This is a genomic window from Arthrobacter sp. B0316-1-20 (assembly GCF_059091865.1).
Genome location: NZ_JBNHHC010000006.1, coordinates 167,708 through 180,219, shown reverse-complemented (window position 1 = coordinate 180,219; position 12,512 = coordinate 167,708). Strand labels below are relative to the sequence as shown.

At 67.3% G+C, this 12,512-nt stretch carries 13 protein-coding genes and 1 tRNA gene; 8 read left to right on the top strand and 6 right to left on the bottom strand.

What is annotated here, in order from left to right; all coding sequences use genetic code 11:
• The first annotated feature begins 72 nt into the window (after positions 1-72).
• Positions 73-1,371 (top strand): MFS transporter, encoded by a 1,299-nt coding sequence (locus AC5RW2_RS12215; protein WP_494074070.1) that lies wholly within the window; start codon positions 73-75, stop codon positions 1,369-1,371.
• A gap of 15 nt (positions 1,372-1,386) precedes the next feature.
• Here the strand turns inward: AC5RW2_RS12215 and dcd are convergent, their stop codons facing one another.
• From dcd to AC5RW2_RS12195, 4 genes are all read right to left on the bottom strand, one after another.
• Positions 1,387-1,968 carry a dCTP deaminase gene (dcd, locus tag AC5RW2_RS12210; protein ID WP_494000714.1) on the bottom strand — a complete coding sequence of 194 codons (582 nt, stop codon included), beginning with the start codon at positions 1,966-1,968 and terminating at the stop codon, positions 1,387-1,389.
• A gap of 202 nt (positions 1,969-2,170) precedes the next feature.
• On the bottom strand, positions 2,171-3,028 hold the full coding sequence (locus AC5RW2_RS12205; RefSeq protein WP_494073983.1) for a tryptophan 2,3-dioxygenase: 858 nt from the start codon (positions 3,026-3,028) through the stop codon (positions 2,171-2,173).
• A gap of 92 nt (positions 3,029-3,120) precedes the next feature.
• On the bottom strand, positions 3,121-3,738 hold the full coding sequence (locus AC5RW2_RS12200; RefSeq protein ID WP_494049430.1) for a DinB family protein: 618 nt from the start codon (positions 3,736-3,738) through the stop codon (positions 3,121-3,123).
• 52 nt (positions 3,739-3,790) lie between these two features.
• Positions 3,791-4,606, bottom strand: a complete 816-nt coding sequence (locus AC5RW2_RS12195) for a DUF1684 domain-containing protein (RefSeq protein WP_494073982.1) — start codon at positions 4,604-4,606, stop codon at positions 3,791-3,793.
• Positions 4,607-4,825: 219 nt separating this feature from the next.
• On the opposite strand from AC5RW2_RS12195, the gene AC5RW2_RS12190 reads away from it, so the two are divergent.
• From AC5RW2_RS12190 to AC5RW2_RS12170, 5 genes are all read left to right on the top strand, one after another.
• Entirely contained in the window at positions 4,826-6,145 is a 1,320-nt protein-coding gene (locus tag AC5RW2_RS12190; protein ID WP_494049428.1) for an extracellular solute-binding protein, read from the top strand.
• Positions 6,146-6,159: 14 nt separating this feature from the next.
• Positions 6,160-7,119 (top strand): carbohydrate ABC transporter permease, encoded by a 960-nt coding sequence (locus AC5RW2_RS12185; RefSeq protein ID WP_494013010.1) that lies wholly within the window; start codon positions 6,160-6,162, stop codon positions 7,117-7,119.
• On the top strand, positions 7,119-7,961 hold the full coding sequence (locus AC5RW2_RS12180) for a carbohydrate ABC transporter permease (protein WP_494022333.1): 843 nt from the start codon (positions 7,119-7,121) through the stop codon (positions 7,959-7,961). Before AC5RW2_RS12185 ends, AC5RW2_RS12180 begins: the two co-directional genes overlap by 1 nt.
• A 24-nt stretch (positions 7,962-7,985) precedes the next feature.
• Entirely contained in the window at positions 7,986-9,254 is a 1,269-nt protein-coding gene (locus AC5RW2_RS12175) for an ABC transporter ATP-binding protein (protein WP_494073981.1), read from the top strand.
• 74 nt (positions 9,255-9,328) lie between these two features.
• A tRNA-Gly gene (locus AC5RW2_RS12170) sits at positions 9,329-9,402 on the top strand.
• A gap of 72 nt (positions 9,403-9,474) precedes the next feature.
• Here the strand turns inward: AC5RW2_RS12170 and AC5RW2_RS12165 are convergent.
• On the bottom strand, positions 9,475-10,350 hold the full coding sequence (locus AC5RW2_RS12165; protein ID WP_494073980.1) for a hypothetical protein: 876 nt from the start codon (positions 10,348-10,350) through the stop codon (positions 9,475-9,477).
• A 138-nt stretch (positions 10,351-10,488) separates the two neighbouring features.
• Here AC5RW2_RS12165 and panD point away from each other — a divergent pair, with 138 nt between their 5' ends.
• Entirely contained in the window at positions 10,489-10,902 is a 414-nt protein-coding gene (gene panD / locus AC5RW2_RS12160) for an aspartate 1-decarboxylase (RefSeq protein ID WP_494000722.1), read from the top strand.
• A gap of 16 nt (positions 10,903-10,918) precedes the next feature.
• Here the strand turns inward: panD and AC5RW2_RS12155 are convergent, their stop codons facing one another.
• The gene (locus AC5RW2_RS12155) at positions 10,919-11,398 is read right to left on the bottom strand and encodes a nucleoside deaminase (protein ID WP_494000723.1); all 480 of its coding nucleotides are present in this window, start codon (positions 11,396-11,398) and stop codon (positions 10,919-10,921) included.
• Positions 11,399-11,507: 109 nt separating this feature from the next.
• On the opposite strand from AC5RW2_RS12155, the gene AC5RW2_RS12150 reads away from it, so the two are divergent.
• Positions 11,508-12,494, top strand: coding sequence for a hypothetical protein (locus tag AC5RW2_RS12150; RefSeq protein ID WP_494073979.1), 987 nt, complete (start codon positions 11,508-11,510; stop codon positions 12,492-12,494).
• Positions 12,495-12,512: the final 18 nt, after the last annotated feature.

The following is a 12,512-nucleotide window of genomic DNA, read 5'->3' as shown; positions in this document are numbered from 1 at the left end:
GAGTCGGCCGGCATTCCGGCAACCCACACGGCGGGCGGCGTGGCCGCGGAGCGGTTGAATAAAAAGCAAGTCATGGCCTGGGCCTCCTGGGACTGGGGCTCCGCCGCCTTCAACGCGGTCATGACAACTTTCGTGTTCACCGTCTATCTGACCAGCGATGCCTTCGGCGGCGAGGCCTTCGCGTCCGAAATCCTCGGCTACGGGCTGGCTATCGCCGGGCTGGCCATCGCCCTCCTGGCCCCGGTCACCGGGCAACGCTCCGACACCGGGGGCCGCCGCAGGCTGTGGCTCGGGCTCAACAGCGTCGCCGTCGCGGTACTGACCGGCCTGTGCTTCTTCGTCTTCCCCTCCCCCGGCTTCCTTTTCCTGGGCGTGGGACTCATCGCGCTGGCCAACATCTTCTTCGAGTTCGCGAACGTGAATTACTACGCGATGCTCACCCAGATCTCCACGCCGTCGACCATCGGCAAGGTCAGCGGCTTCGGCTGGGCCATGGGTTACGTCGGCGGGGTCGTGGCGCTGGCCCTGGTGCTGGTCGGGTTTGTCCTGCCCGAAACCGGCTGGTTCGGGGCGACGGCGGAGAACGGGCTGAACATCCGCCTGGTGGCGGTGTTCTGCGCCGTGTGGTTCATGGCCTTCGCGCTGCCGGTACTGTTCGCCGTCCCGGAGATCCCGCGCCAGCCTGCCGCCGCGTCGCTGAGCTTTTTTGCGTCCTACGGGCTGCTCTTCCGCCGCATCAAGGCGATCTTCACCTCCAGCCCGCACACGATTTTCTTCCTGATCGCCAGCGCCATCTTCCGCGACGGGCTCGCGGCGGTGTTCACCTTCGGCGGGGTGATCGCCGCCGGCACCTTCGGCTTCTCGCTCAGCCAAGTAATTGTCTTCGCCATCGCCGGAAACGTCGTCGCAGCGGTCGGCGCGGTCGCGGGCGGGGTCTTGGACGACCGCATCGGCCCGAAGAACGTCATCGTGGGGGCGCTGGTCGGGCTGATCGTCGCCGCCGTCGCCATTTTCGCGCTGGGCCCGGGCAACCACGTGTTCCTGGGCAACGCCTGGATCGGCGACACCACGTTCTGGGTCTTCGGCCTGCTGCTGTGCCTGTTCGTGGGGCCGGCCCAGTCGTCGTCCCGGGCCTACCTGGCCCGGCTCGCGCCGCGCGGCGAGGAGGGCGAATTCTTCGGCCTCTACGCCACCACCGGGCGCGCCGTCAGCTTCCTGGCCCCGTCCCTGTTTGCGCTGTCCATCACCGTCTTCGGCGAACAGCGCCACGGCATCCTGGGCATCCTCATCGTGCTGGTCGCCGGCTTGCTGGCGCTGCTGCCGGTCAAGACACCGGCACGGATCCAGCGCGCCAGTACGCCCCGCGCCTGAGACGCCCGGCCAGGGTCAGCGTTCGATGACGGTGCGGTGGAAGTTCTGGTAGCTGCGCGAAGCCGTGGGGCCGCGCTGGCCCTGGTAGCGGTTGCCGTATACGCCCGAACCATACGGATGCTCCGCCGGCGAGGACAACCGGAAGAAGCACAGCTGGCCGATCTTGGAGCCCGGCCAGAGCATGATCGGCAGCGTCGCCATATTGGAGAGTTCCAGCGTCACGTGCCCGGAGAAACCGGGATCGATGAACCCTGCGGTCGAGTGGGTCAGCAGGCCCAGCCGCCCCAGCGAGGACTTGCCCTCCAGCCGGGCCGCGATGTCATGGGGCAGCGTCACGGTCTCGTACGTGGAGCCGAGCACGAATTCGCCGGGATGCAGGACGAACGGTTCCTCGGGGTCCACTTCCACCAGCCGGGTCAGCTCCGGCTGCTCCAACTCCGGGTCGATGTGGGCGTACTTATGGTTGTCGAACAGCCGGAAGAACCGGTCAAGCCGCACGTCCACGCTTGAGGGCTGGATCATGTCCGGCTGGAACGGATCCAGGACGATGCGTTGGGAGTCCAGTTCGGCACGTATATCGCGGTCGGAGATCAGCACCCTTCAAAAATACACGGGACCGGCGCTCTCCCCCGACGCATGACGCGGCCTCCGCCCGGGCACTTGCACCGGGCCTCTGGTCGGAACGGTGTAAGCGGTGCGACGATTGAACCAGGCGGGCCGCAGCTCTCTCGGTGGCGGCCACCGGGCCGCTGTCGGCGGGGGAACGAACGGCCTCCGCCGGCAGCTTAGAAGCCGCCGGTCAGGCCTTGCCGATTTCCGTGCGCACCGCGTACAGCTCCGGGAAGAAGGTGAGCTCCAGCGCCCGGCGAAGGAAGCCGGCGCCGGAGGATCCGCCGGTGCCCTGCTTCATCCCGATGGTCCGCTCCACCGTCTTCAGGTGCCGGAAGCGCCAGAGCTGGAAGTTGTCCTCCAGGTCCACCAGTTCTTCGCAGGCCTCGTAGACGTCCCAGTTCGCGCCGGCATTCTCGTAGACGGCCTTGAACGTCCCTACCAGTTCCTGGTTGAACTCGTGGGCCTCGGTCACGTCACGGTTTAGCAGCTCCGCCGGAACCGGGTAGCCGTGCCGGTGCAGGTAGGCCAGGAATTCGTCGTACACGCTGCTTTGTTCCAACAGCTCGCCCAGCATGGCCTGGGCGGCCGGATCGTCCGCAAAGACGGCCAGCATGCCCTTGTTCTTGTTGCCCAGCAGGAACTCCACGGCACGGTACTGGTAGGACTGGAAGCCCGACGCCGCACCCAAATCGCCCCGGAATTCGGCGTATTCGGAAGGCGTCAGCGTGGCCAGCACGGACCATTGCTCGGTCAGCGAGCGCTGGATGTGCTTAATCCGGGCAATGCCTTTCATGGCGAACCGCAAGTCGTCGTCGCGCAGCTTCTGCCGGACGGTGCGCAGCTCGTGCAGCACCAGCTTCAACCACAGCTCGGACGTCTGGTGCTGAATGATGAACAGCATCTCGTCGTGGTGCTCCGGGCGGCTGACCGGGTGCTGGGCGGAGAGCAACTGACTCAGGGACAGGTAGGAGCCATAGCTCATCTTGTCCGAGAAATCAGTCTCGATGTCGTCCTCGAGACGTCGGGTGTTCTTGTCTACGGTCATGGCGGCTTCCGTCGGTCCTCCTGCCTCGTTGCAGGCCTGCTACCAGCCTACGGCCCCGGCGCCGCGAATGCTCCGCAGCCGCGCTGGGGTCCTCAGCCGCGGACCGAGGAGTCCCACCGCCACTTCCGGCCGCGGGTTTCGGGCGTCCTGCCGCTGGCGTGGAGCAGATCCTGCCAAGGATCGTCGGTGCGCCGTGCGGCCGGAAAGATGCGGTTCAGCACCCGTCTCAAGACGGCTTCGTCAGGCCGGTAGCCGACCCCGTGGACGGCCAGTATGTCGAAACCGTGCAACACGGCTTCGGCGATGCCCATCGCCGCGAATCCGGAGGCATCCGAGGTCCCGGCCGGATGGTAACCGCGGTGGGTGCGGGTGGCCGTGGCCGTCACCGCGTACAGCAGTCCCGCGGCGGCATCGAAACAACCGACGATGCCGGCCGTTCCCGTGGCAGGGTCGGGCCAGAACAGGATCTGCGGCCCGCCCGGGCGCCAGGGCGGCGGGTCCAGCAGCGCCACGTAGCCGTCCCGCGGCGGGTTCCGCCCCGACAGCTGCAGGGCGTAGAACGCGAAGTCGTCCATGACGTGGGCCACCGTCTCGCGGCAGCTCCACTCCAGCTCCAGCGCGGGGTTGTCCCAGGCATCGTCAGGGAGCTCCGCCAAGCGGTCGGCCAGGTCATCGGTGATGGTGCGGAAGTCTCCCGCCGTTGGTTCCATCCACTGATCCTGCCGCAGAGGAGCGGCAAAGCGCCACCGTTCCCGGCGATGCTCAGCGCATGCGGCGCTCCCCGGCCTCCACCGGTGCCGCAATGATGTTGCCTTCCACCGGCATCGGGCAGGTGCCGAACGCGGTAAAGGCGCTGGGGAAGTTGGTGGCCCGGTTGAAATCGATCAGCACCGTGCCGTCGGGCCCGGGACGGCGGGTCACCACGGAACGCCAGCCGGCGGTGCTGTCTCCGTTGGTTTCGTCGTGGAAGTTCAGGGACAGGGCGCCCAGTTTCTCTTGCTCCGCCACCAAGGTATGGACGGTTCCGCCCAATTCGAAGCTGACCGTGCCGACGGCGGTGGCGATGCCTCCCACCGCCGGGTTCGAGGTGGCTATCTGCAGCGCGAGGGGCTCCGGATACGCCTGGAACCGGCCGGCCACCACCAGGTCCGGGTTGTAATCGAACACCGGGACCCCGGCGAAGTCCCGCCGCTTGGGCGAGTCGTTGTCCCGCGTCCGGATGGCGTACCGGTCGCCCCGGACGGCCAATTCGACGGCGACGCTGCCGCGGCGCACCCAGAGCAGCGACTCCTCGTTTCCCAGGGATGCCGTCAAGGTGCCGGTAGCCGGCTCCCCGCTGTCTGCCAGATACAGGCCGTCCTCGGCGCTCGCCGTCAACGAGGCGTGGCCGCCGCCGGATGCCGGCCCGTTGGCGCTCCACAGGCCGGTGATCTTTTCCAGCCGCGCGGGCTCGGCCGGCAGCCACTGCAGCGAGGTGAGCGTGAGCCAGCCGTGCTCCGCTGCCAGCGCCTGGTTCCGGTTGTCCCTGAACCGGAGCCAGCTTTCCCGCCGGCGGGTCTCGTCGCGTGGAGTTGTCATGCTCGCCGTCCCTCAAATCAATTGCCGGGCACTCCGGCAGTACGGGGCACAACGTGCCGCCCGCCGTGCGGTATTCCCCGGCCCGCAGTCCCTGACCTCCGCCGAACCATGGCGCATTCGCCTGCAGGAGAATACGCTCTATTTCACAAGGCTGCGTGGCACAAAGCGCAACGGAAGCCGGGCGGCCAGTGCGTCTACCAGAATGGGAGGCTCATGCCGATGCCCAAGGACGAAAACCGGCGGCGCCCCCGGCGCGCGACAGCCCGCGTGGGGGCGGCGGTGACGCTGGCGCTGGGAGCCACGCTGCTGGCGGGCTGCAGCCCCGAGGATGGAACTCCCACCCTGACCTGGTACATCAACCCCGACGACGGGGGGCAGGCGACGATCGCGGAACTGTGCACCGATCAGGCGGACGGCGCGTACCGGATCGAGACGTCGCTGCTGCCCAATGACGCGGCCTCCCAGCGGGAGCAGCTTGCCCGGCGCCTTGCGGCCGGCGATTCGTCGTTGGACATCATGAGCCTGGACCCGCCGTTCATCCCCGAACTGGCCGAGCCCGGGTTCCTGGCGCCGGTCCCGGACGATGTTGCGGAGCGCACCACGCAGAACGTGGTGGAAGGCGCGCTCGCGGGGGCCACGTGGAAAGACGAGCTGGTCGCCGTCCCGTTCTGGGCCAACACCCAACTGCTGTGGTACCGGAAGTCGGTGGCCGAAGCCGCCGGCCTGGACATGACGCAGCCGGTCACGTGGCAGCAGCTGATGGATGCCGCGGCCGAGCAGGAGAAGTTCCTGGGCGTCCAGGGCCAGCGCGGCGAGTCCATGACCGTGTGGCTGAACGCGTTGGTCGAGTCGGCGGGCGGTCAGATCCTGGAGAACCCCGAGGCGGACGCCGATCAGATAGAGCTGGGGCTGGCCAGCGATCCCGGGACGGCTGCGGCGGAGGTCATCTCGACCATCGGCCGGGAGGGGCTGGGCGGCCCGGGGCTGCCGACCCAGGACGAGAACAACTCCATGATCCTGTTCCAGGGCGACGAGGGCTCGTTCATGGTCAACTGGCCGTTCGTCTGGCCGGCCACGAACACCGCCGCGGAAGAAGGCACGGTGGACCCCTCGCTGATCGAGGACATCGGCTGGACCCTGTACCCGCAGATGAACGAAACCGACCCCGCCGCTCCGCCGCTGGGCGGCATCAATCTGGGCGTCGGCGCCGCGAGCGAGCATCCCGACCTGGCCTACGCGGCCATCGAGTGCATCGTCACCCCGGAGAACCAGGCCGAGTACTTCATCACCAACGGCAACCCGCCTTCAAATACGGAGGCCTACGAGGATCCGCGGATCGAGGAGTCCTTCCCGATGGCGGACACCATCCGCGAGTCCCTGGAGTTGTCCGCGCCGCGGCCGCAGACCGTCTTCTACAACGAAGTTTCCACCAGCCTGCAGCAGAATTTCGCCCCGCCGTCGCAGGTGGATCCGGCCACGACGCCGCAGGAAACCTCAGACTTCATCGTCTCCGTTCTACGGGGGGAGAACCTGCTGTGAGCACCTCGATCGAAATCCCCACCCAGCCCGCCAGCGGGACCGGACGGGCAGGACGGCGGCGCGCGGTCCAGCAGTACAGCGACCGCGCCAAGGCCGAGCGGCGGCTGGGCTGGCTGCTGGCCGGTCCCGCCTTCGTCATCATGCTGGCCGTCACCGCCTACCCGATCCTGCAGGCCGTGTTCGACTCGCTCTTCAGCTACCGCCTCACCGCGCCGGACGAGCGCGAGTTCATCGGGCTGGCCAACTACGGCGTGATCCTCACGGACATCGTCTGGTGGCGGGACCTGGGCGTCACGCTGCTGATCACCGTGGTGACCGTCGTCGTCGAACTCGTCCTGGGCTTCGCGCTGGCCTTGGTCATGCACAAGGCGCTGAAGGCGGTGCGAGGCTGGCTGCGCACCGCGATCCTGGTCCCGTACGGCATCATCACGGTGGTGTCCGCGTTCGCCTGGTTCTACATGTTCGATATCAACTCCGGCTTCGTGAACTCATGGTTCGACTGGGTGCCCGGGATTGATCCCGACCTGAACTGGTTCGCCAACACCGGAACATCGCTGAGCGTGATCATGGCCAGCGAGATCTGGAAGACCACGCCGTTCATCTCGTTGCTGCTGCTCGCCGGCCTGGCCCAGGTTCCCGACGAACTCACCGAGGCGGCGGAGGTCGACGGCGCCACCTGGTGGCAGCGGATGCGGCGCGTGATCCTGCCGAACATGAAGGCGGCGATCATGGTGGCCGTGCTGTTCCGCGCGCTGGATGCGTTCCGCATCTTCGACAACGTGTTCATCATGACCAACGGCGCGTTCGGCACCGAGGTGCTGTCGCTGCTGGCCTACCGGACCTCGATCGGGCGGCTGGAAATCGGGCTGGGTTCGGCGGTGTCCGTGCTGCTCTTCGTCTGCGTACTGCTGATCTGTTTTATCGCCGTCAAGCTGTTCAAAGTGGACCTCGCCGGCCAGAGAGGAGGCAAGTGATGAGAGCGTCGCGGACCAAGGAGCGGGTCATCTGGACCATCATCTCCGTGCTGGTGCTTATTTATGCGCTGTTCCCGGTGGCGTCCATCCTGGCCACCTCGTTCAAGCTGCCCAGCGAACTGACCTCCGGACAGTTCCTGCCCAACACCTGGACGGGTTCGAACTACGAGCAGATCCTGGTCGGCTCGGCGCAGGAGCTGTTCCTGAGCTCGCTGCGGAACTCGATCGGCATCGCGCTGATTGCGACCTTCATCGCCGTCGTGCTGGCCACCCTGTGCGCCTACGCCATCGCGCGGCTGGATTTTCCCGGCAAGAAGGTCATCCTGACCACCGCGCTGGCGGTGTCCATCTTCCCGGTGATCTCGATCGTCACGCCGCTGTTCAACATCTGGCGGAACATCGGCCTCTATGACACCTGGCCCGGGCTGATCATCCCCTACCTCTCGCTGACCCTGCCGATCTCCATCTGGACGCTGGCCGCGTTCTTCCGCCAGATTCCGTGGGAACTGGAACAGGCCGCACAGGTTGACGGGGCCACCACCTGGCAGGCGTTCCGCAAGGCCATCGTGCCGCTGGCCGCACCCGGTGTCTTTACGACGGCGATCATCGCCTTCTTCATCGCGTGGAACGACTTCGTCTACGGCATTTCGCTGACGTCCACCGAAGCGGCGCGGCCGGTTCCCGCGGCGCTGGCCTTTTTCACCGGCGCCTCCCAGTTCGAATCCCCCGTCGGCGCTATTTCCGCGGCGGCCATCATCGTCACCATTCCCATCGTGCTGCTGGTCCTGCTGTTCCAGCGCCAAATCGTCTCCGGCCTGACCCAAGGCGCCGTCAAGGGCTGAGCCCGCGGCAGGAAAGGAAATCCCATGGCATCGATCACGCTGCAGAACCTCGTCAAGGAGTACGGCGACGGTTTCGCCGCCGTCAACGACGTCAGCATCGACATCGCCGACGGCGAGTTCATCATTCTGGTGGGACCGTCCGGCTGCGGCAAGTCGACCCTCCTGCGCATGATCGTGGGGCTGGAGGACATCACCTCCGGCGACCTGTTGATCGACGGCGACCGCGTCAACGAAAAGGCCCCCAGGGACCGGAACCTGGCCATGGTGTTCCAGAATTATGCCCTCTACCCGCACCTGACGGTGTTCGAGAACATCGCGTTCCCGCTGCGCCTGGCCAAGGGCAAGTTCACCGAGGACGATATCCGGAGGCGCGTCACCGACGCCGCGAAGACCTTGGAACTGACCGACCACCTGGAGCGCAAGCCGGGGAACCTGTCCGGCGGCCAGCGGCAGCGCGTGGCCATGGGCCGGGCGATCGTGCGCCAGGCCGATGCCTTCCTGTTCGACGAGCCGCTGTCCAACCTGGACGCGAAACTGCGGGGCCAGATGCGCTCCGAGATCTCGCAGATGCAACGGCGGCTGGGAGTCACCAGCGTCTACGTCACGCACGACCAGACCGAGGCGATGACCCTTGGCGACCGGGTGGCGGTGCTGAAAAAGGGCTTGCTGCAGCAGATCGCTTCCCCGCGGGAACTCTACGAGCAGCCCGTCAACCTGTTCGTGGCGGGCTTTATCGGATCGCCCTCCATGAATTTCCTGCCGGCCACCCTGGAGGGCAACGTCCTGAAGACGCCGATCGGCGACATCCCCGTGTCCGGTGACAGGGCCAGGGCGGCCGAAGGCAGGAAGGTGGTGCTCGCGGGTTTGCGGCCCGAGTTCTTTGAGGACGCCTCCCTGGTGGAAGAACACAAGAAGGACCGGGGATCCACGTTCATGGCCGAACTGACCCACACCGAGTGGCTGGGCAACGAGCAGTACGGCTACATCAACTTCGACCCGGACCCCGCCGTGCGGGAGCTGCTGAATTCGCTGGCCAGCGAGATGGACGCCGAGGAACTGCGGCCGCAGATCGTGGTCACGCTGGACGCCGCCAGCCGGATTCGCGGCGGGCGCTCCGCCGAACTGTGGCTGGACACTCGAAAGATGCATCTGTTCGACCCCGAGACCGGTGAAAACCTGACCCGTGATGCCTCGGCCGGCGCGGCGCTGACGGAGGAAGCCAACCGTGCCCGGGCAGAGGAAATCGCCGAAGCCCGCGAACGGGAAGCCTCCACGGCCGGCCAGCCGGCCTGAATTCCGGCCAGCCGCAGAACTGGGGTAAACTCGGTTTCGTTGTTGACCGGATCCGCCTGCACGGCGGATCCTGTGCGGGCGTAGCTCAATGGTAGAGCGCTAGCTTCCCAAGCTCGATACGCGGGTTCGATTCCCGTCGCCCGCTCCACACGCACTGCGCACCCCGGCCCCTCGGACCGGGGTGCCTTTGTTTGTCCCATCCCTGCGGGAAGCGGCCGCCCTACTCGTCGTCGTCCGCCACGAAGCCGGCACGGTCGATGGCCCGGTGGTAGTGCATGCCCGCGGCACCGCCCAGAAGCGACCCGGCGAGACTCGCCAGCAGCACCACGGCCAGCGCCACCAGGCCCGGCACCGCCAACTGCCCGATGGGGCGGTCGATCACCGGCGCCGGTCCCGTCAGCAGGCCGAGCCCGCCGGCGGACAGCCCGATCACGCCCGCGATGACCGCCATGACCAGGCCCCAAAGCCAGACCGCGAAGCCCTGCCGGACGCCATCGAAGCGCGCCATCCGTCCGGCCACGTAGCCGCCGGCAAAATAGGCGATCAGGATGCCGGCCGCCAGTGCCGCCCCCGCGATCATGGCGTCCGGCCCGTTGCCGGCGGAGATGTCGTCCAGCCTGCTGCGCACGTCGGCCTCGTTGGCGAGGCCGAAAACCGCGGCGGCACCGGCGGCGACCGCGGTGAGCAACACGATCATGGCCGTGGCGGCCAGCCAGCCGAAGAACGCAGACCCCAGCCTCAGCCCGCCGTAGGCATTGTGCTGCCGCTGGTACAGCAAGTCCTCGTCGAGGGTTGGTTCGGGCCGGTAGGCGCTGGTGTCCCGGTAGCCCCGCTCGGTATACATCCCGTCATCCGGGCTCCCGCCGGCGGCGTCCGGGTCCATGTCGTCCGCCGTGGGCCGGCGGCCGAACACGGCCGTCTCCGGAGGGTCGTTGCGGGTGCGGTCCTGGCCCGCCACCGGCATGGCCTCGGTCGGCGGGGGTTCGGCCTGCGCGGGCTCGGTCCCGCCGTCCCGCGGTTCGCGGGCGGCAGCCGGAACATCGTCGCCCGGCCGCACCCCGCCGTCCCGCCGGCTGCTGCCGATTTCCGAACTCATCACATGCCTCCTGCGTCGATCGCCCTCGCTGAAGCAGGTTGTTGCCCCCTGTGGGTACACCCTAGACCTGCCGCCGGCGGCGGGCCAGATCGGGAACCCTTTCGGGGGCGGCCGGGGCGGGGACTAAACTGGTAGGCGATGATGCGCAAAATGTTCAAGTCCAAGATCCACCGTGCCACGGTCACGCACGCGGATCTCCACTACGTCGGGTCCGTGACCGTGGACCTCGACCTGCTGGACGCCGCCGATATCCTTCCCGGCGAGCTGGTCTCCATCGTGGACGTCACGAACGGCGCCCGGCTGGAGACGTACACCATCGCCGGCGAACGCGGCTCGGGCGTGCTGGGCATCAACGGTGCCGCCGCCCACCTGGTGCACGAAGGCGATCTCGTCATCCTGATTACCTATGCCGACATGACCGACGACGAGGCCAGGTCCTTCGTGCCGTCGGTGGTGCACGTGGACGCAGGCAACAGGATCGTGGACCTGGGCTCCGACCCGGCGGAGTCCGTGGACGACGGGCTGATGCGCCCGCCGTTCGCGGTCAAGTAACCGTCCCCGGCGGCGCTCAGCGCCGGTGGTACTGCCGGTGCAGCGCGCGGACCTCGTCCGCCAGTTCGCCGGACGGCCCGTCCACCAAGGTTCCCGGCGCCACCTGCTGAATCGGCAGCGCGGCCACCGGCGCCGGCCCGACGCCCCACTCCGCCAGCCACCGGCCCAGCTGTTCGGATGACACTGCGTAGACAATCCGTCCGAGGCCCACCCAGGCGTGCGCCGCCGAACACATCGGACAGTGCTCGCCCGAGGTGTAGACGGTTGCCGCCCTGCGTTCCCCGGGTGGAAGGTTCCTGGCTGCCCAGCGGGCAATCTCGAACTCCGGGTGCCGGGTGTGGTCCCCGTCCTTGACGCGGTTGCGGTCCTCGAACACGACGTTGCCGCCCGCGTCGACCAGCACCGAACCGAACGGCTCGTCGCCGTCGTCCAACGCTTCACGGGCCAGTTCAACGCAGCGCCGCAGATGCCTGAGGTCCTCGGTTGCCAGTTCCATGGGCCGATTATGGCAGAACGCCCAGCCGCCGGCATGTAACGCAGCTGACACCGGTCCGGGGAACCGCGCCGACAGGTAACGGGCGCCCTCAGCAGGTAACGTAGGGCGGGTGGGAAATTCGACAGTGCTCAGGACCGTGGCCACGTGGCTGCTGTGCCTGATGCTTGCCGTGGCCGCTGCCGCTGTGACGATCATGCTGGTCAATGCGTTCGTGTTCAGCCCGCAGCACCAGGTGAAGGCGTACTTCAAAGCGCTGGAAGACGGCGACGGCGGTGCGGCGCTCGGTCTGCTTCACGCAACCGTGCCGGACGCCAACGCCGCCATGCTCGACGGCGCCGCGCTCAAGGCCTCGGTGGAGGACATCGAAGACCTGGAAGTCGGCGATCCGGTGCCGGCGGGCGAGGACAAGGTGGACCTGCCCGTCCACTACACGGTTGGCGGGGCGCCGCACACCTCGACGTTCACGTTGGAAAAGACCGGCACGACGTGGTTCTTTTTCAACCAGTGGTCCTTCGTACCCAGCACTCTTCCCACCATCAGCGTGGACGTGATCAACGAGAACGAGGCCTCACTGAACGGTACCCGGGTGGCGCTGCCGGAAGGCAGGAATTCCTTTGCGGTGTTCTATCCCGGCACCTTCGAGGCGCACTACGCGAGCGACTACTTCGCCGCCCCGGTCGTGGAATCCGTACTGACCGGCCCGGAAAACGCGCAGGACGCCCAACTCTCGCTGGCGACGGCAGCCACCCCCAAGCTGGTTCAGGACCTGGGCGCCCAGGTCAACGCCTTCCTCGACTCGTGCGCGGAGCAGCGCGTGCTGCAGCCCTCCGGCTGCCCGTTCAGCGCCGCGATGGACCGCGTCCGGGACGACACCATCAACTGGTCGATCGTGAAGTACCCGGACGTTAAGGTAGAACCCTTCAAGGGCAGCTGGGTGCTGAGCCCGCTGACCGGCGTCGCCAAGCTGAACGTCGTGGAAATCGACTTGTTCACCGGCGCCTCCGTTGAGCGGGAGATCGAGCAGGAATTCGGCTTCACCGGCCGGCTGTCCGTCATCGACGGCAACGTGACCCTGACCCCCGTCGTGGAGTACTGAGTCCGCTCCTAACCAGAC

Bases quoted from the DNA above. Each gene is read 5' to 3' on its own strand.
- AC5RW2_RS12195 (WP_494073982.1), bottom strand. From the start codon at position 4,606: ATGACAACTCCACGCGACGAGACCCGCCGGCGGGAAAGCTGGCTCCGG.
- panD (WP_494000722.1), top strand. From the start codon at position 10,489: ATGATGCGCAAAATGTTCAAGTCCAAGATCCACCGTGCCACGGTCACG.
- AC5RW2_RS12190 (WP_494049428.1), top strand. From the start codon at position 4,826: ATGCCCAAGGACGAAAACCGGCGGCGCCCCCGGCGCGCGACAGCCCGC.
- AC5RW2_RS12200 (WP_494049430.1), bottom strand. From the start codon at position 3,738: ATGGAACCAACGGCGGGAGACTTCCGCACCATCACCGATGACCTGGCC.
- AC5RW2_RS12165 (WP_494073980.1), bottom strand. From the start codon at position 10,350: ATGAGTTCGGAAATCGGCAGCAGCCGGCGGGACGGCGGGGTGCGGCCG.
- AC5RW2_RS12215 (WP_494074070.1), top strand. From the start codon at position 73: ATGGCCTGGGCCTCCTGGGACTGGGGCTCCGCCGCCTTCAACGCGGTC.
- AC5RW2_RS12175 (WP_494073981.1), top strand. From the start codon at position 7,986: ATGGCATCGATCACGCTGCAGAACCTCGTCAAGGAGTACGGCGACGGT.
- AC5RW2_RS12155 (WP_494000723.1), bottom strand. From the start codon at position 11,398: ATGGAACTGGCAACCGAGGACCTCAGGCATCTGCGGCGCTGCGTTGAA.
- AC5RW2_RS12180 (WP_494022333.1), top strand. From the start codon at position 7,119: ATGAGAGCGTCGCGGACCAAGGAGCGGGTCATCTGGACCATCATCTCC.
- AC5RW2_RS12205 (WP_494073983.1), bottom strand. From the start codon at position 3,028: ATGACCGTAGACAAGAACACCCGACGTCTCGAGGACGACATCGAGACT.